Origin of the sequence: Rhizobium sp. Root1212, assembly GCF_001424985.1 — a bacterium.
In the GTDB taxonomy this organism is placed as follows: Bacteria; Pseudomonadota; Alphaproteobacteria; order Rhizobiales; family Rhizobiaceae; genus Pararhizobium.
On sequence record NZ_LMDA01000011.1, the window covers coordinates 1 to 16,912 of the forward strand.

At 57.5% G+C, this 16,912-nt stretch carries 10 protein-coding genes and 4 pseudogenes; 6 read left to right on the forward strand and 8 right to left on the reverse strand.

All coding sequences use genetic code 11. From position 1 onward, the window contains the following. Nucleotides 1-94 precede the first annotated feature (94 nt). From ASC86_RS11825 to ASC86_RS11835, 3 genes and pseudogenes are all read right to left on the reverse strand, one after another. Nucleotides 95-562, reverse strand: a pseudogene (locus tag ASC86_RS11825) (DUF2270 domain-containing protein); the annotation flags it as partial. 48 nt (nucleotides 563-610) lie between these two features. Continuing rightward, nucleotides 611-2,361 (reverse strand): annotated as a pseudogene (locus ASC86_RS11830) (SLC13 family permease). Between the two features lie 342 nt (nucleotides 2,362-2,703). Further along, a complete protein-coding gene (locus ASC86_RS11835) occupies nucleotides 2,704-3,588 on the reverse strand; it encodes an MBL fold metallo-hydrolase (RefSeq protein WP_056320946.1) in 885 nt (294 codons plus the stop codon). Nucleotides 3,589-3,688: 100 nt separating this feature from the next. Between ASC86_RS11835 and ASC86_RS25785 the strand changes: the two genes are divergently transcribed. From ASC86_RS25785 to ASC86_RS11840, 3 genes are all read left to right on the forward strand, one after another. Continuing rightward, on the forward strand, nucleotides 3,689-3,934 hold the full coding sequence (locus ASC86_RS25785) for a hypothetical protein (RefSeq protein WP_156387024.1): 246 nt from the start codon (nucleotides 3,689-3,691) through the stop codon (nucleotides 3,932-3,934). A 144-nt stretch (nucleotides 3,935-4,078) separates the two neighbouring features. Next, the gene (locus ASC86_RS25790) at nucleotides 4,079-4,270 is read left to right on the forward strand and encodes a hypothetical protein (protein ID WP_156387025.1); all 192 of its coding nucleotides are present in this window, start codon (nucleotides 4,079-4,081) and stop codon (nucleotides 4,268-4,270) included. A 342-nt stretch (nucleotides 4,271-4,612) separates the two neighbouring features. Next, entirely contained in the window at nucleotides 4,613-5,542 is a 930-nt protein-coding gene (locus ASC86_RS11840; RefSeq protein WP_156387026.1) for an NAD(P)/FAD-dependent oxidoreductase, read from the forward strand. A 156-nt stretch (nucleotides 5,543-5,698) separates the two neighbouring features. On the opposite strand, the pseudogene catE reads toward ASC86_RS11840, so the two are convergent. From catE to ASC86_RS11865, 5 genes and pseudogenes are all read right to left on the reverse strand, one after another. Then, nucleotides 5,699-7,849 (reverse strand): annotated as a pseudogene (gene catE / locus ASC86_RS11845) (catalase C). A 123-nt stretch (nucleotides 7,850-7,972) separates the two neighbouring features. After that, a complete protein-coding gene (locus ASC86_RS11850; protein WP_156387028.1) occupies nucleotides 7,973-8,473 on the reverse strand; it encodes a ferritin-like domain-containing protein in 501 nt (166 codons plus the stop codon). A gap of 141 nt (nucleotides 8,474-8,614) precedes the next feature. After that, on the reverse strand, nucleotides 8,615-9,124 hold the full coding sequence (locus tag ASC86_RS11855) for a ferritin-like domain-containing protein (RefSeq protein WP_056320957.1): 510 nt from the start codon (nucleotides 9,122-9,124) through the stop codon (nucleotides 8,615-8,617). Between the two features lie 85 nt (nucleotides 9,125-9,209). Next, nucleotides 9,210-10,385 carry a zinc-dependent alcohol dehydrogenase gene (locus ASC86_RS11860; protein WP_056320960.1) on the reverse strand — a complete coding sequence of 392 codons (1,176 nt, stop codon included), beginning with the start codon at nucleotides 10,383-10,385 and terminating at the stop codon, nucleotides 9,210-9,212. A gap of 22 nt (nucleotides 10,386-10,407) precedes the next feature. Next, entirely contained in the window at nucleotides 10,408-10,761 is a 354-nt protein-coding gene (locus tag ASC86_RS11865; RefSeq protein ID WP_056321063.1) for a hypothetical protein, read from the reverse strand. A 252-nt stretch (nucleotides 10,762-11,013) separates the two neighbouring features. On the opposite strand from ASC86_RS11865, the pseudogene ASC86_RS11870 reads away from it, so the two are divergent. The 3 genes and pseudogenes from ASC86_RS11870 to ASC86_RS11880 all read left to right on the forward strand — a co-directional run bounded on the left by ASC86_RS11870 (nucleotide 11,014) and on the right by ASC86_RS11880 (nucleotide 16,879). Then, nucleotides 11,014-12,062, forward strand: a pseudogene (locus tag ASC86_RS11870) (PAS domain-containing protein). Nucleotides 12,063-12,151: 89 nt separating this feature from the next. Next, on the forward strand, nucleotides 12,152-12,811 hold the full coding sequence (locus ASC86_RS11875; RefSeq protein WP_056321066.1) for a DUF6766 family protein: 660 nt from the start codon (nucleotides 12,152-12,154) through the stop codon (nucleotides 12,809-12,811). A gap of 243 nt (nucleotides 12,812-13,054) precedes the next feature. Continuing rightward, the gene (locus ASC86_RS11880) at nucleotides 13,055-16,879 is read left to right on the forward strand and encodes a PAS domain S-box protein (RefSeq protein WP_244477601.1); all 3,825 of its coding nucleotides are present in this window, start codon (nucleotides 13,055-13,057) and stop codon (nucleotides 16,877-16,879) included. The last annotated feature ends 33 nt before the right edge of the window (nucleotides 16,880-16,912 follow it).

The following is a 16,912-nucleotide window of genomic DNA, read 5'->3' on the forward strand; positions in this document are numbered from 1 at the left end:
CTGCAGAGGCAGAAGAACGATACTACGCCACGCTGGACGCACCAGCTATGGCCGCATAACTTAAACCAAACGGTCTCCGGCAAAGTCGGGGCGGTTCAATGCGCCGAAAGACAGCTTCGCGGTAGGTGATGAAGAATGTCGGTTTCCTAAGACTTTTGGCGATCGCGCTTGCCCAGTCGGACGTAAGATCCGCCTGCGGGCTCATAACTTGCGCAAAATAATAACGTTCGAGCTGCCTCACTCGGCTGCGATAGACATCGAAGAACCGATACTGCCGGGCTTCGATCAACAAGAGCAGCGAGATGATCAGCATACCGAACAGGATGACGCCATGATGCGATGTTGGAGTTGAAAGAGAGATCGACAACAATGCTGCGACGACGGTGATCGCCCAGTTGGACGTGCGGTCAATTCGATCCCGCCAGCTGGTCATCCTGCCCATCTCGCCCCGGTAGTAGTGGATGACCGCATTGACCTTCTCAGATGAGGTTACCGGCAAAGGCGGGCCCGTCTGATGTTCATCGGTCTCAATCCCCGGATTCACTCCGATCAACGTTTCCATGGTGCAATCCTCCAATACTGCATGTTCTTAAAGCCGAATTTCTGTGGTCTATATCGGCCAGACAAGCAGTAACATCGGAACGCTGACGATGAGAACGATGAAGGACAGGGGCAGGCCCAAACGGGCGTAGTCGCCGAACCGGTATCCGCCTGGACCCATCACCAGCGTATTGCACTGGTGGCCGATGGGCGTCAAAAAATCACAGCCGGCGCCAATAGCGACCGCCATCAGAAATGCGTCCGGCTGAAACCCTAGCTTCGATGCGAAGGTGGCAGCGATCGGGGCCATAACCAGAACGGTAGCCGCGTTGTTGAGAAACGGCGTGACCGCCATGGCCGCGACCATAATCAGAGCCAGCGCACCATAAGGCGGCAACATCTCGGCCGTGCGCGATAGCAAGTTGGCAATGATATCAGTCGTTCCGGTGGTTTTCAGCGAGCCGCTGATTGGAATGAGTGCAGCGAGCATGATCAGGATCGGTGCGTCGAGATGTCGATAGACCTCACGGAGGGGCAAAGACCCGCTTACGACCATGAAGAACGCGGCCGCAACGGGCACACCCCCGAACGCCGTTGCGCCCATTGCGGCGGCAAGAATAAGGACAGGAAGGATAGCGTTGCGGGCACTGCCCAGCTTCAGGTCGCGCTCGACGAGCGGCAGGCATCCCCATTCTCGCAGGAGATCGGGAAGGGCTTGCAGATCTCCTTGGAGAACGACGACGTCGCCGTTGCGGATCTTGATTTCGCCTAAGCGTTCCGTGAAACGTTTGTCACGACGGCTGACGGCGAGCAGGTTGAGACCGGTGTTGTCGAAGAGTGAAACGTCCTTCGCGCTCAGGCCGATGAGGCGTGAATGCTCGCCGACGATCGCTTCGACAGAGGTGATGTCTATGGCCTCGTCAGGCGCGACCACTCGATCGGACAGCTGGAGCTTCGCCTCGCTGACAATCTTGTCGAGCGCGCTTTGCTCACCCTCGATTATCAGAAGGTCGCCATCTTTCAGGATTGTGTCAGGAAGCGGAGTTCGCTTTTGACCCCCGTCGCCGATGATTGCCGTAACCATCGCATCGCCGCCGCCCGGTTTCTGCAGCCAGCTCACCGACTGGCCGATTGCACCGGACAAGGAGGTAATCCGGGCCTCGGTCGTGTAGTTCTTGATGTTTACGGCCTCGTTCATCGAGGCTTCCTGCCGGGCCCGTTCAGGAAGCAGTTTGTAACAGAGGCCGAGAAAGAGGACGCCCGTGACCGTAAGCGCCACTCCCACGGGGGTGTAGTCGAACATCGTGAAAGGCTGCCCGGTGATCTCCTCACGAACCGCGATACGATGATGTTCGGCGATGTTCCGATCTGCGTCATCAGTCCGCCGAGGAGAGACGCAAACGACATCGGCATCAAAAACATGGACGGCGACACGCTCGATTTCCGGGCCATCTGCATGGCGACCGGGATCATGATGGCGAGGGCGCCAATATTCTTGATGAACGCGGATAGCACGGCGACGATAATCACCAGAATGATCAGCTGCGTCCTCGGCCCGCGCCTTTCGGGCGACAGGCGCCGCAACGCGACGTCCATCAGGCCCGATCTTGAAATGGCCGCGCTGACGACGAGCGCGCTACCGACGATAATGACGATATCGTCTGAAAACCCCGAGAAGGCATCATGTGCCGGGACAATACCGACACCAATTGCCGCCAGAAGGGATCCGACAGCGACCACATCGTACCGATATCGGCCCCACACGAAAGCGCCCATCATCAAAGCGATGATGAGAAGAGAAAGCCATTGATCTGTGCGCATGTTTGCTTCCTGGTGGGCCCTACCAAACGGGCGAGACGTGAATTTGATGCTGGGGATCGGGCAGAATGTCTGGCGCCGGGGATAACAACGTCTTCCGGCGCCTTGATCGGCCGATGTCTTCGACACGCTTTACGCTTAAGAGCGAGTATTTTCTTCAAGACGGTCATCGAATTGAACGCGGCTGAAGGTCCGATGAACACAGCTGAGATCGGCCCGGAAATCTCCGACGACCGCGGCAGGGGTTAGGTTTGCGCCGCAAGGCTTCAATTCGGCGCGTGCCAGTCCTTCTGATGGGCTACACCTCTGCCGTGCATAAAAACCGTCGGTGGCCGCACCTTGACTCTATCGATAAGTGTCATTGCCGCTTTTGCCCGGCTTAGCCGGATCATCAGTGTATGGGCGTCCTTCCGGGACAGCAATATTTCGGAAATTTGTTGCCAGTTCGTTCAGCCGGTTTCGCATGCTCGGCCCTCTGACTGGCTTGCCGTGGCCGCTCATCACAAGCTCGGGCTCCAGCGCCGCGAGGTGCTTGACCGATCGCTCCGCCTCGTCCCAATCCGGGGTGAAGTAGCGTGGCGGTCCATGCATTTCCGGCGACTGCATAACTGCTTCGTAAACCGACTCCTGGCCGGTTGTCACAATTGCATCACCTGAAATCAGCGTACGGTCAGATTGGCGCCACAGGGAGACGTGGCCGGGCGCGTGTCCCGGTGTGTGCACCCACGTCCATCCGGGCATGGAGGGTACCGTCTGGTCTGCCGGAAGCATTTTCAGCCATGGTTCGACATTGACGGGAGAGCGGGGAAACAGTGGCGATAGCAATGCCATCAGGCCCCCGCCGACCAGTGGGTCTGCCGGTGGGTAGGAAGCTTGTCCCGTCAGATAGGGAAATTCCAAAGGGTGGGCAAAGACCGGTACGTCCCAGTGCCGTACCAATGCTTCGATCGATCCAGCATGGTCAAAATGGCCATGGGTCATGATGATCGCGGACGGTCTGCTGTTCTGGCCAAAGCGGTGTTCCGCAGCATGGATGATACTCGCCTTGGACGTCGCTAGCCCCGTATCAATAAGGACCCAGCCGTCACCCTTCGTCGGATCCCCATAGAAGACAACATTCACGATTGAGAGGCGCAAATATCCAAGATCGGGAGCGAAAGCGAGCACGCCCGAACCGGTCTCGGTCGCCGGCGCGAGATCTGTTTCTTCAAGCGAAAGCTGAACAGCCATGCGTGTCTCCTGCTGGAGCTGATTGAACCTGCTGAAGGCGTTAAAGTTCCTCCCGGCTCACTGGCTCAATCTGCGACTGTCCGACGGCCGGAGACGGCTCATGTCCGACCGGCTTCATGGTTTAGGGAAACCGGAACTGTCAGCATCGCAGCGCGAGACCGAGGCATCGGGCTGCGGCTTTCGTTTATATGCTGGTTTTGCCACTCTTTGCCGGGCCTTGTCGCCGCGTTTTCTCGTCGTTGATGCCTCCCGTCGGCGGATAGACCAGATGTGCAGCCGAAATGGCAGCGGTCACTGTATTACCGTCGGGATCTTTTTGGTCATGATCGTTCCTTGTTTCGAATAGACAGATCTCGCCGGACCCGACCCCTCGCGTTCCGAGATAAAGAAAGGCTTGATATTCTTCGTTCCTGTTGAAGCGCCTTTCCGCGATGCTTGGCGTGGGAACTTGTTCGCGCAGAACCAGTTAGCGCGCCACAGGAGAAACCAGATGACCCCAGAAAACCCTAAAAACAGATCGTTCCCGACGCCCACGATTGCTAAGTCTGTTTCAAAGCCAGAGTCGCTCAACCTTAACGAGGTGGATCTAAGCCGCGATGGCACCCAAGGTGATGTCGTTGTCTCCAAGGGGCGTTCACGCACGTTCGTCAGCAAGAGATCAACAGCTGGCGATGACAAATGATCACCATGTCGCTTTACGCTTGGAAATTAACCGTTCCCACAAGACTGCCCTACGAGAAAACCGGTACGCTGGACGAACTGGAAGCGTATCTGGACGCCTCAGGGCTTGCGGGCGCTAGCCCAGCGAGACCGCTAATCGAACGCACTCGACTTTTGCAGTCTGAGAAGGGGTAGAGGTAGTATGAAGAACCGACCAACGGGGACGGCTGGTCGTTGCTTTGGGTCGAGCTCCGCGCCGGCGACAAAACCCGCCCCAAGTCTAGACGGCTCCTCGGTGAGTGAAAAAGACAAAGATCCTCGGCCGTCGCGGCTCTTGAAAATGCGAGGGCAAAGAAAGGCTTCAATGTCGGGCAAGCTTGAACAGACTATCTGGGACTGTGCGGTCATCGGTGGCGGTCCCGCTGGCTTAACGGCGGCAATTTATCTGGCCCGCTATCATCTCTCGGTGACGGTATTCGACGATAACACCAGCAGGGCGGCGATGATCCCGATATCGCATAATCATGCAGGATTTCCGGATGGGATTAGTGGGCCGGAACTTCTGGCTCGAATGCGCGCACAAGCACAGCGGTACGGCGCTTCGATCCGAGGGCGCAAGATCACGGGAGTGCAAAAAGACCATGGCCTTTTTACTTTGCAGTGCGACCGGGGCACATCGTTTGCACGGACGGTCCTGATGGCGACGGGCGTCCTCAACCATCGTCCATCGATGCTGCCAGCCGCGCACGACGAGGCGGTAGCGCGTGGGTTGCTGCGTTATTGCCCGGTCTGCGATGGGTTCGAGGTCTCGGACAAGCCCGTTGGTGTCCTCGGTTCGGGCACGAAAGGGTTTAGCGAAGCAAAGTTCTTGCGAAGCTACACCCGGGATGTGACGCTGCTGGCGCCTGATGGAGAGCATCAACTTGCCGACGCCGAGCAAAGAGACTTGGAAGGTCTCGGCGTCAAAGTTGAGGACGGACCGGTGATATCAATTGCGTTAGGTGCAGATACCATCACCGTTGCTACAGCTGCGCGATCATTTGCGTTCGCTTCACTCTACCCGGCCCTGGGCTCCGACATTCGTTCCGACTTGGCGAAATCCGCCGGAGCCCGCGTTTCGGACGAAGGATGCATCGACGTTGACAGTCATCAGAGGACGAGCGTGCCAGGCTTTTATGCCGCTGGCGATGTCGTGATTGGTCTCGACCAGATCAGCCACGCGATGGGGCAAGCAGGTGTCGCTGCGACATCTATTCGCAACGACCTCTGTGAAATCGAAGCGTTGGTTCGCTGAGGAACGCGATGTTATACGGTTCCAATTCGCTACGACAATCGATTGCGTCAGATGCCCATCGTGTCACCCGCGTATCCCTGCTATCGACGTGCTGCCAGCCTAAGCCCTAACGGGCAGGCCTGAGTTGGGGCGCGGAGAACCGCGCCCCAGGGACGGTCAGTTGATCGGCGGTGAGGCTTTTCCAAGCTTTACCGATGGCTCGCGTCCCCAAACACGGAGTTTGCCAAGTTCCGACACGAACGCGGACAGACCGTCTTCTCCCGGCAGAGCCAGGACACCTTCGTCAAGATCGTTGGCGATCCCGGCCTTCTCAAGCAACGGCAACGCCGACTGATCGTAACCGATGAACTTGCAGTGCTGGAACGCGTCAGCAACGAAGTCTCGGGCAGTCGCCTCCTTCACCAGATCGTCGATTGCGGCGGCGGAAGTGAGAACGGCAACGGCATCGAACAGAACCGATGGCCCGCCGTCGATCATGTGATGCGCCTCTATCCAGGACCCATCAGATGCCGTCACGCCACCAACCTTCGGCGCAATCAATTCAAAAACCGCCTTCTCCTTGGTGATCGCCGTGGTCAGTTCCTTTAGCAACTTGGCATCGACCCCGTCGGTGATCAGGATCCCGAGCTTGCGACCTTCGAAACGCTTGGGACCGCGCTCGACGATGCTAAGTGCTGGCGAGGGCTCCAGATCCTGACGGGTCGGCATAGCCGCATCGGCCGGCTTCGGCATCGACTGGAACCCCAGCTTCTGCGCGACGGTCGTTGCCAGGGTCTCGTCGATGTTCATCAGATGAGAGACCATTCGTTCCCGAATGACCGGCGCTTCGACCTTGCTGAGCTCAAAGGTCAGCGCCATGGCGATGTGGCGCTGCTCCGGCGGGGTCTGGCTGATATAGAACTGGCGGGCTTGGCTATAGTGGTCGGCGAAGCTTTCAGGGCGAAGGCGGACCTTCGAACCCTGTTCTTCGGACGGAAAGTGCCGGTAGCCATTCACCGGAGACTCCCGTGGTCCCTCGTTGCGCGAGTTCGGCTGATAGTTAGTCCTGCCCACCGGGTTGCGCATCGCCATGTGGCCGTCCTGCTGGAAATTGTGGAACGGACACTTCGGCGCATTGATTGGCAGATGCGTGAAGTTCGGGCCGCCCAGACGCTTCAGCTGCGTATCGAGGTAGGAGAAGTTGCGACCCTGCAGCAGCGGATCGTTGCTGAAGTCGATACCCGGCGGCACGTTCTGGGTCATGAACGCGACCTGCTCGGTTTCGGCGAAGAAATTGTCTGGCATGCGATCGAGCACAAGTCGGCCGATTGGCTGCGGTGGCAGGATTTCTTCCGGTATGATCTTCGTCGGATCAAGGATGTCGAAATCGAAGTTTTCGGCAAACTCCTGATCAAACAGCTGGACGCACAGTTCCCATTCAGGAAAGTTTCCGGACTGGATCGATTGCCAGAGGTCGCGGCGATGAAAATCCGGATCGGCGCCGTTGATCTTGACGGCCTCGTTCCAGGCGACTGACTGCAGCCCGAGCTTCGGTTTCCAATGGAACTTGACGAAAGTGGACTCATCCTTGGCGTTGACGAACCGGAACGTATGGACGCCAAAACCTTCCATGAAGCGGAACGAGCGCGGAATGGTGCGATCGGACATGATCCACATGACCATGTGCATGCTTTCGGGCGTCAGGCTGATGAAGTCCCAGAAATTGTCGTGGGCTGTCTGCGCCTGCGGGAAAGCACGATCAGGCTCCTGCTTGGCGGCATGGATCACATCCGGGAACTTAATGGCGTCCTGAATGAAAAACACCGGAATGTTGTTGCCGACAAGATCCCAGTTGCCCTCCTGGGTATAAAGCTTGACGGCGAAACCCCGAACGTCGCGAGCGAGGTCGGCTGATCCCTTGTTCCCGGCGACGGTCGAGAACCGAACGAAGGCTGGCGTCTTTTCTCCCGGTCGTTGAAAAAGGTCGGCCCGGGTGTAGGCAGCAAGGGACTCGTAGGTTTCGAAGAAGCCATGCGCGCCGTAACCGCGAGCGTGGACAACCCGTTCCGGGATGCGCTCGTGGTCGAAATGAAACATCTTCTCGCGATAATGGAAGTCGTCCATGACGAGCGGACCGCGGGCACCGACACGCAGCGTGTTTTGGTCGTCGGCTACTGGACCACCCTGGGCCGTCGTCAACACCTCATGCCCATCTTCGGCGAACTGGTGGAGCTCGCCTCACACTCCGCGATGAAGCTGCTGGTCATGGATGGTTATGGTGTTGAAGCCGATGGAATTTGGGGTAGACGGGTTCTTGGACTTGGACATCTTCGGCGAAGCTGCTTGTTTTGACGGTGAAGACTTTTTGACCATCGGTGTCTCCTCAGAATGGTGACGGCGCATAGAGAAAAGGCCGCCCGATTGGGCGGCCTCTCAAGAGACGACGAAATATTAGGCAGATTTCTTGCCCTTGGGATTTGCTGAAGCTTTTGCAAGCTGAGTGAGCTTCTGGTCGGTCGCCTCTTCCTCGGCAAGGTTTGCCTGAAGAAGAGGGATCGCATCAGCGAGACCGAGCTGGTCGGCCCACGCAATCAGGGTGCCGTAACGCGCGATCTCATAATGCTCGACTGCCTGCGCCGAGGAAATTAGGCCTGCATCGAGTGCAACCGAACCCTTGTACTCCTCCATGATTTCTTCGCCCTCGGCGATGATGCCCTGGATGGCTTCGCAGGTCTTGCCGCGGGCCGCTTTGCCAAGAAGTTCGAAGACCTGCTCCAGGCGCTCGATCTGGCCCTGCGTTTCATCGCGATGCTGCAAGAACCCGGCTTTGCCTTCTTCGGACTGAGCAGCACGGGCCATTTTCGGCAGCGCTTTGAGAATTTGCTTCTCGGCGAAATAAATATCCTTGAGGGTGTCAAGGAACAGGTCGTCCAATGTTTTCTCGGCCATTATGTTCTCCTTCGGCGGCAAAACTGTTCGCGGCGACTCAACGTAGCGTTCACGAAAATGTTCCCAGCGCTGAAGCCGCCCCGCCAACAGCGGTGGCGGGGGCAGGGCCTTACTATTCACGATCGCAGCGAGATCACAGCGAGGCTAGACTTTGGCTTTTTCGCCGGCTTCCCGCAGCGACAGAAATTTGGTCGTAACTGAAACCAAGTTTTCGTTGAGCCACTGCGCCATGGCTTTCTCTTCTGCAAGGTTCGCCTGCAGCGCCGACGTGGCAGCGGCGTATCCGCCTGCTTCTGCAACTGTCAAAAGAGACTTGTAGGCGGCCATTTCGAAGTTTTCGAAGGCAAAGTTGGCAAAGGAATTCTTCAAGATTTCGTCGCCCGCCATCGCGTGGCCCATCGCCGCCATCGCTCCGGTAAATGACAGCGCCATGTCCTTCAACGAGGAGTGATCTTCATTAAGCCCTGCGAGAACGTCTTCAATACGAACTATCTGGCCTTCTGTTTCACGAATGTGCTGTTCCAGTTTCGCCGCGACTTCGGGATAATTCTCGATGCGCGACAGCTGCGGCTTCATGATCGAGAGGGCCTGGTTCTCCATGGCGTGAGCATTCTTCAAGCCCGTTACAAAGATGGCTCGTGTTTCATCGTTCATTTCAATCTCCAAAGTTGTGTCGTCGTTTAACTCCGCGCAAAATTCAAAGTTCCGCGCCTCGGGCTCCCTCACCGCCACGATTTTGTCAGGCAGTCAGAACGACTTTGATGCAGTTGTCTTTCTTGTCGCGGAAGGTCTCATAAAGCGATGGACCGTCCTCTAGGTTCGCCCGGTGGGTGATGATGAAGCTGGGATCGATCTCGCCCTCCTCGATGCGGCGAAGAAGATCGAGCGAGTAGCGGTTGACGTGAGTCTGTCCGGTGCGGATGGTCAGGCCCTTATTCATCGCGGCTCCGAACGGAATCTTATCGAGGAACCCGCCATAGACGCCGGGAACCGAAACGATGCCACCCGGGCGGCAGGCCATGATGGCAGCGCGCAGGGCGTGCGGCCGGTCCGTGCCCAGAAGCGTCGCCGCCTTGACCTTGTCGATGACGGCGTCGAACGATGCAGTGGCATGGGATTCAGCGCCCACTGCATCAATGCACTTGTCCGCGCCGTGCCCGCCTGTCATTTCCTTGATGCGGTCGGGAATGGTTGCATCTTCATCGTCGAAGTTGATGATCTCGGCTCCAGCCTGCTGCGCCAGTGCAAGGCGTTCCGGTACATTGTCGATCGCTATAACGCGAGCGGCGCCCTGCATCAGCGCGCTTTTGATGCAGAACTGGCCGACGGGGCCACAGCCCCAGATCGCCACGATATCGGACGGTTCGATCTCGCAGTTCGCGGCCGCCATCCAGCCTGTCGGGAAGATATCACCGAGGAACAGCGCCTGCTCGTCGCTCATGCCGTTCGGAATAATGATCGGCGAAACGTCAGCGTAAGGGACGCGAACATATTCCGCCTGGCCGCCGGCATACGCACCGGTGAGATGGGAGTACCCAAACAGCCCTGCCGTTGGATAACCAAAAGCCTTCGTCGCATTGTCGGCGTTGCGGTTGGTCCTTTCGCAGACCGACCAGTTGCCTTTCAGGCATTGCTGACACTCGCCGCAGCAGATGGTGAATGGAACGACGACCCGGTCCCCGACCTTCAATTTCTTGTTGTCGCGGCCGACTTCAACCACTTCGCCCATGAATTCATGGCCGAGAATGTCACCTTTTTCCATAAAGGGAATGTAGCCATCCATGAGGTGCAGGTCCGACCCGCAAATCGCGCAGGCGGTCATTTTGATAATGACGTCTCGACCATCTTCGATCTTCGGATCGGGAACGCTGTCGCAACGAATGTCACCTTTGCCGTGCCAACACAGTGCTTTCACTTATATCTCCTTCAAGAAACAATCAGGCTGCGGTGCCCTCGCCACGGATCTTCGTGGTGAATACCAGCGCCAAAGAAAGGACGCCGAAGACAAAAAATGGCCACTGTGCCGTACCGGTCATATCGAGGGTCAGCGGCAGGAGGAGCATCACGACCCCGAACAACGCGTCAAGCAGCAGATGGAAGCGTATGCGAAGGAAACGTATGGCCCCAAGCTCGTAGTCCGTCACAAGGCTGTACAAGAGAACCACTACGCCGAGCGCGATCAGGATGCCTTTCACGGCACCTTCAGATCCCAGTAGGAAAGGCAGAGCGATAACGGCTAGCCCAACAAGATAATCGGCGACCCCATGAACAATCGTTGGAATGAAGCGCACACCGACCTCCAGCTTACAGTTGAACACTGAACACCAGGATGCGCGCTTTGTTCCGGTTATTCCCCGACTGATGGGTGGCAAGGGTAGTTCAACGCCATCGTCGGAACGCCGGTTGATCGCCGTTTGATGACCTGGACCCTAAAAAACTTGAGGTTTGCCACTCTAATCTTGCGCGACGGCGAAATGCGATGAACGGCTGAAACATTCCTTCGGACACTGCGTTATTTCGTCACCATTCAGCCGAGGTGAACGTTGTCCAGTCCAGTGCAGTCCGACATTGAAGGCGATCTTCCCGCTGCGGCAACGGAACAGGGGATGCTCGATCGGAAGGAGCTTTCGGCATTTGCGTTTCAGCGGACACGAATGCCAATGGTCGTTTCGGATGCCCGGCAAGAGGATTACCCGATCGTCCTCGCAAACGACGCGTTCCTAAACTTGACCGGTTACACTGCCGAAGACCTCCTCGGCAAGAATTGCCGTATTTTGCAGGGAGAAGCGACGTCTCAAACCGCAGTGGCTCAGATTAGGGCGGCCATTGCGAGGCAGCGCGATCTTACAATCGAAATTCTAAACTACAAGAAAGACGGGACGCCGTTCTGGAACCAGCTTCATTTAAGCGCGATCCATGACGAACACGGCGAACTTGCATACTACTTCGCCTCGCAAATTGATGTCACCGACTATCGGCGAATACAAACACTCGAGGAAGCCGAGCACCGCCTGCTTCTCGAGGTCGATCACCGGACGAAAAATGTTCTGGCAGTCGTCGACAGCATCGTGCGTCTTTCGAGATCTGACAATGCAGCCAGTTACGCGGCTTCCGTGCAGCAGCGTGTTCAAGCCCTGTCGCGCACCCATATGCTTCTGGCTGAAAAGGCTGGCAGGAGGTGGAGTTCTCCGAAATTGTCCGCACGCAAGTCGAGGTTTTTGGCGACAGTGGCATCGAGATCGATGGGCCGCTTGTCATGGTTCCCGCTCCTGCCGCGCAACCCCTCGGTCTGGCGATCCATGAACTCGCCGCCAACGCAGCTGTTCATGGAGCACTCGCTCAGCGCCACGGCAGATTACGGATCAGTTGGTTTGCGAATGAGACTGGCTTGACGCTTACCTGGGATGAACTCGGTGGCACGGTAACGCAAGGTGAGCCAGCGCGGGGGTTCGGGAACATACTTCTCGGGGCGGTCGTGGAGAAGCAACTTGGAGGCAATATCACTCGGCATTGGCGCGACGATGGTCTGTCGCTGCTGATCGAGCTACCCGCCTTGGCCCGTGTGGGGCGCGCGATGAAATCCCGGCCGTAACGAGCATGTTCGAACATCGACGAGATCGCGATAGCGAATACACGCCGGCGCCTGTGACCCGGGGCCGCTACTTTCTGGAGGACCGACGATTGCGCATCATTCGGGATAACGGGCTTACCATCGTGTTGCTGGTGTTGTCGCTTTCAACGATCGGAGGCATGCTCCTGACAGGCTGGAACGTGTACAACGAACAACTTTCGGAGCACGGTTCGTCCCAGATCAGCCTCGCAAGTTACGCGCTGTCCGGTCACTTCCTGTCGGCAATCTTCGAAAATTGGGAAAGCGAGTTTCTTCAGATGTCGGCCTACGTGATGCTGACAGCAATACTTTTCCAGCGCGGCTCCGCAGAGTCCAAGGATCCAGACGAGCCGGCCGCCCAGGATCAGGACCCAAAGGACAGACAGACCGCTGGGGACACACCGTGGCCAGTGCGGGTTGGAGGTGTCGCGCGCACGCTTTACTCGTATTCGCTCGGGATCGGGCTGGCGCTATTGTTCGTTCTCAGTTTCGTGCTTCACCTGAGATATAGCGCCGAGGACGCAAATGCCGAAGCGGTGATGCATGGACAACAGCCGGTCTCTCTGCTCGACCATCTCGGCACCGCGCAGTTCTGGTTTGAATCGTTACAGAACTGGCAGTCGGAATTCCTGTCGACGGCAGTTCTGGTCGTCCTGTCGATCTTTCTTCGGTTCAAGGGGTCGCCAGAGTCAAAACCGGTGGCGGCGCCTCACTCCGAAACCGGCAGCTGAAGATGTACTTTTCCATGAAATCAATTACATCTCGCACAAAGAAAACATGCGTGGGTGGCGGCGATCTCAAATTTCCCATTTTCAGGTGTCAGTGGCGACATTATTGACGTCATTCGTGCTTTTCCATGGGCCGAAACGGCCTTAGGGCCAATGTCTGCATGGCCTGCCGAGGTAAAGTCGACAGTCTCGCTGATCCTGCGTTCTAACGTCCCGATGGTGACGATGTGGGGAGAGCGAGGCGTCATGGTCTATAACGACGCCTATGCTGCACTCGCTGGCGCCAAACATCCGAGCCTTTTGGGCTGCGATGTCCGAACGGGATGGCCAGAGGCTGCGGATTTCAACGACAATGTCATGCGTGTCGTCTTGGCTGGCAATAATCTTGCCTACCGCGGACAGGAGCTGACCTTGGACCGCAAAGGCCAGCCGGTTCAGGCTTGGTTTGACCTCGACTACTCACCGATCGTCGGATCGGGCGAATTACCAATCGGCGTTCTTGCGGTCGTGATCGAAACGACGGAAAAAGTTCAGGCTGCCCGCTGGCGCGACAGCGAGCGCGACCGCTTGCGATACATGTTCGAGCAGGCGCCTGGCTTTATCGCGATGATGCGCGGCCCCGACCACGTCTTCGAACTTGTCAATCAGGCTTATCTGCGGCTCGTCGGAAACCGGGACGTGATTGGGAAATCCGCTCGCCAAGCGTATCCCGATCTGGAAGGACAAGGCTTCTTCGAATTACTCGATCAAGTCTACACCACCGGTAGGCCCTATGTGGCCTCAGCTGTTCCAATAACGTTCCAGGCGCATGTAGATAGCCCGCAGGAAAAAAGGGCGATTGACCTCATCTACCAACCCGTCCGTGATCCCGATGGGGAAATTGTAGGCGTCTTCGCGCAAGGCTCGGACGTGACAGATCGGGTAGAGGTCGAGCAGGCGCTTCTGGCAAGCGAACAACAAAGCCGCCAGATTATCGATAGTGCCATTGATTATGCCATCATCGCGCTCGACCTTGACGGGAGGATACTTCGCTGGAGCGACGGTGCAAGACGGACGTTCGGCTGGACGGAAGACGAAGTCGGCGGTCTCTACTGGGAAATGCTGTTCACGCCGGAAGATCGCGCAGCCGACAAACCGAAAGAAGCCATGGACGCCGCGCTCGAGTTCGGTGAGGCGCATCACGATCGATGGCATCTTCGTAGGTCCGGCGAAAAATTCTGGGCCAATGGCGAGATCCGCCCGCTCCGCGACGGGGCCGGGAACGCGATCGGACTTGTCAAGGTTCTCCGGGATCGCACGGTCGAGCATTTGGCCGGCGAGGCGTTGAAGGAAGCGGAAGCCAAGCTGCGTCGGGCACAGCAGGCCGGGGGCGTGGGTGTCTTTTCGCTTAGCCTCGTAGACGACGTGCTCACACCGACGCCCGAATTCTGCAAAATCTACGGCCTCGATGAGGTCGAAGCAATTCCAATCTCCGCAATCCAGGATTTGGTGGTCGCCGAGGATCAAGATGTGGCGTCCAACCCGCAGACGCGCAAGGACGGCACCTCCCCGCTTAACGTGGAATATCATATCCGCCGCGCCGACTCAGGCGACATTCGGATCATAGCTCGCCGAGGCGAATTCGAACGCGATGAACAGGGAGATCCTATTCGTTTCGTCGGGGTCGTTCAGGATGTCACTGATCGCCGAAAGGCTCAGGCCGAGCTTCGCGACAGCGAAGCCCGCTTCCGCGCTCTGATGCAGGCTCTCCCCAATCATGTCTGGACGGCGCGATCTGATGGTCAGCTCGATTGGTTCAATGATCGCGTTCTCGACTACTCGGGGCTGATGCAGGACGAGTTGCACGGTGAAGGCTGGGCCCAAATGGTCCATCCTGACGACCTTGCTTCGACGTCTGAACAGTGGGCTTCAGCGCTCAACACGGGATCTACATATGAAACCGAGTTCCGCCTGCGCAACAGGGGCGGAAATTATCGGTGGCACATTGGACGGGCCGTTCCGATCAAGAACGATAAAGGCGATGTATTGCGTTGGATCGGCACCAACACCGATATTGAAGATCAGCGGACTGCGAGGGCGAAGCTTGAGGACTTGACGCAGACTCTCGAGCAGAGGGTAGCGGAACGGACGGCTGATCGAGACCGCATGTGGCGGTTGTCGACGGATATCATGCTTGTAGCCAGTTTCGACGCCACAATTAGCGCAATCAATCCTGCCTGGACCGCAGTCCTGGGGTGGGTCGAAACCGACCTTATTGGCAGATCGTTCATGGACCTTATCCATGTTGACGACGTCGACGCCACCATGCAGGAAGTCGGAAAACTGGGGAAGGGGGTCACCACTTTCAAATTCATCAACCGGTATCAGACCAAGGACGGAGGCTACCGTGTTATTTCCTGGACAGCCGTCCCGGATAACCAGTTTATCCATGCCGTCGGGCGCGATATCACCGAAGAACAGGAAGCGGCTGCCGCCCTCAAGAAAACGGAACTGGCCCTCCAGCAGTCGCAAAAAATGGAGGCGATCGGCAACCTGACGGGGGGCGTGGCGCACGACTTCAATAACCTGCTGCAGGTCGTAGCCGGCAACCTTCAACTGCTCAGTAAGGACCTTGCCGGAAACGACAGGGCGCAGCGGCGCGCCGCCAACGCGCTCGAAGGCGTTAATCGAGGTGCCAAACTGGCATCCCAGCTTTTAGCGTTCGGACGCCGTCAGGCGCTTGATCCGCGTGTCGTCAACGTCGGCCGGCTCGTTCGTGGTATGGACGACATGCTGCGGCGTACGATTGGTGAGGGAGTCGAGGTAGAGACAATTGCCTCTGGTGGTCTTTGGAATACGCTGGTCGATCCCATGCAGATCGAGAACGCCCTATTGAACCTGGCAATCAACGCGCGTGATGCCATGGAAGGGTTTGGCAAACTTACAATCGAGGTCGGCAACGCATTTCTCGACGACTCGTACGCTCGCTTGCATCAGGACGTCGATCCCGGGCAATATGTTGTGCTTTCGGTCACGGATTCTGGAAGCGGAATGGCACCCGAGGTCATGGAGAAGGTGTTCGAACCTTTCTTCTCGACCAAACCCGAGGGAAAAGGCACCGGCCTCGGGCTCTCAATGGTCTACGGCTTCGTCAAGCAAACCGGCGGTCATGTAAAAATCTATAGCGAGCTCGGTCTTGGCACGACGATCAAGATGTATCTTCCGCGTTCGACCCAGCAGGAAGATTTGGAGGTAATCCGGCCCGACATGCCCGTGGAAGGCGGCCAGGAAACTATCCTTGTGGCCGAGGACGACGAGGGAGTGCGCGCAACAGTCATCGAGCTTCTCCAGGAGCTTGGTTATCGAGTGCTGAAAGCCCCAGACGCCGCGTCCGCGCTGACGATCATCGAAAGTGGCGTCGCAATCGACCTGTTGTTCACGGATGTGGTGATGCCTGGCTCCCTCAAGAGCGCCGACCTTGCCAGGAAAGCCAAGGAACGCCTTCCGCACATCGGAGTACTGTTCACATCAGGATACACTGAAAACTCGATTGTTCACGGTGGTCGGCTGGATCGGGGCGTACAGCTACTGTCGAAGCCCTACAGCCGTGAGCAGCTCGCTCACAAGATCCGCTATGTCCTCAACAACCGCCAACAGCAGGATGTTGCCGTTGCTCGCCTTGCATCCGAGGCGCCGGCAAGTAACGAGATAGCGATGAGCGGGCATGAAGAGGGAAGGGTCGTATCCCTCCTGCTTGTCGAGGATGAGCCACTGATCCGAATGTCGGCTATGGATATGCTGGCAGAGGCAGGATACCAAGCCCGTGAGGCAGGATCCGCCGAGGAGGCACTCCTGCTCCTGGAGCAAGAGGTCGCCGACATTGTGTTGACCGATCTAGGGCTGCCCCGGATGAGCGGTGAGGACTTCTGCCACGAGATCAGGAAACGTTGGCCTCAGATCGCGATCATCATTGCGACTGGCATGACTCCCGGTCCAGTGTTGGACGAGCAGGCGCGGGCCACTCTTTTGCGGAAACCATTTGGGATGGAAGAGTTGGTATCGGCAATCGAAGAGGTTATCCGACGTTGTTAAAGTTGGGAGCGGGGCGGCCCGCACATTTGCCCG

Coding starts and splice junctions, on each gene's coding strand:
- ASC86_RS11880 (WP_244477601.1), top strand. CDS start 13,055: ATGGTCTATAACGACGCCTATGCTGCACTCGCTGGCGCCAAACATCCG.
- ASC86_RS25790 (WP_156387025.1), top strand. CDS start 4,079: ATGACCCCAGAAAACCCTAAAAACAGATCGTTCCCGACGCCCACGATT.
- ASC86_RS25785 (WP_156387024.1), top strand. CDS start 3,689: ATGTCCGACCGGCTTCATGGTTTAGGGAAACCGGAACTGTCAGCATCG.
- ASC86_RS11835 (WP_056320946.1), bottom strand. CDS start 3,588: ATGGCTGTTCAGCTTTCGCTTGAAGAAACAGATCTCGCGCCGGCGACC.
- ASC86_RS11855 (WP_056320957.1), bottom strand. CDS start 9,124: ATGAACGATGAAACACGAGCCATCTTTGTAACGGGCTTGAAGAATGCT.
- ASC86_RS11840 (WP_156387026.1), top strand. CDS start 4,613: ATGTCGGGCAAGCTTGAACAGACTATCTGGGACTGTGCGGTCATCGGT.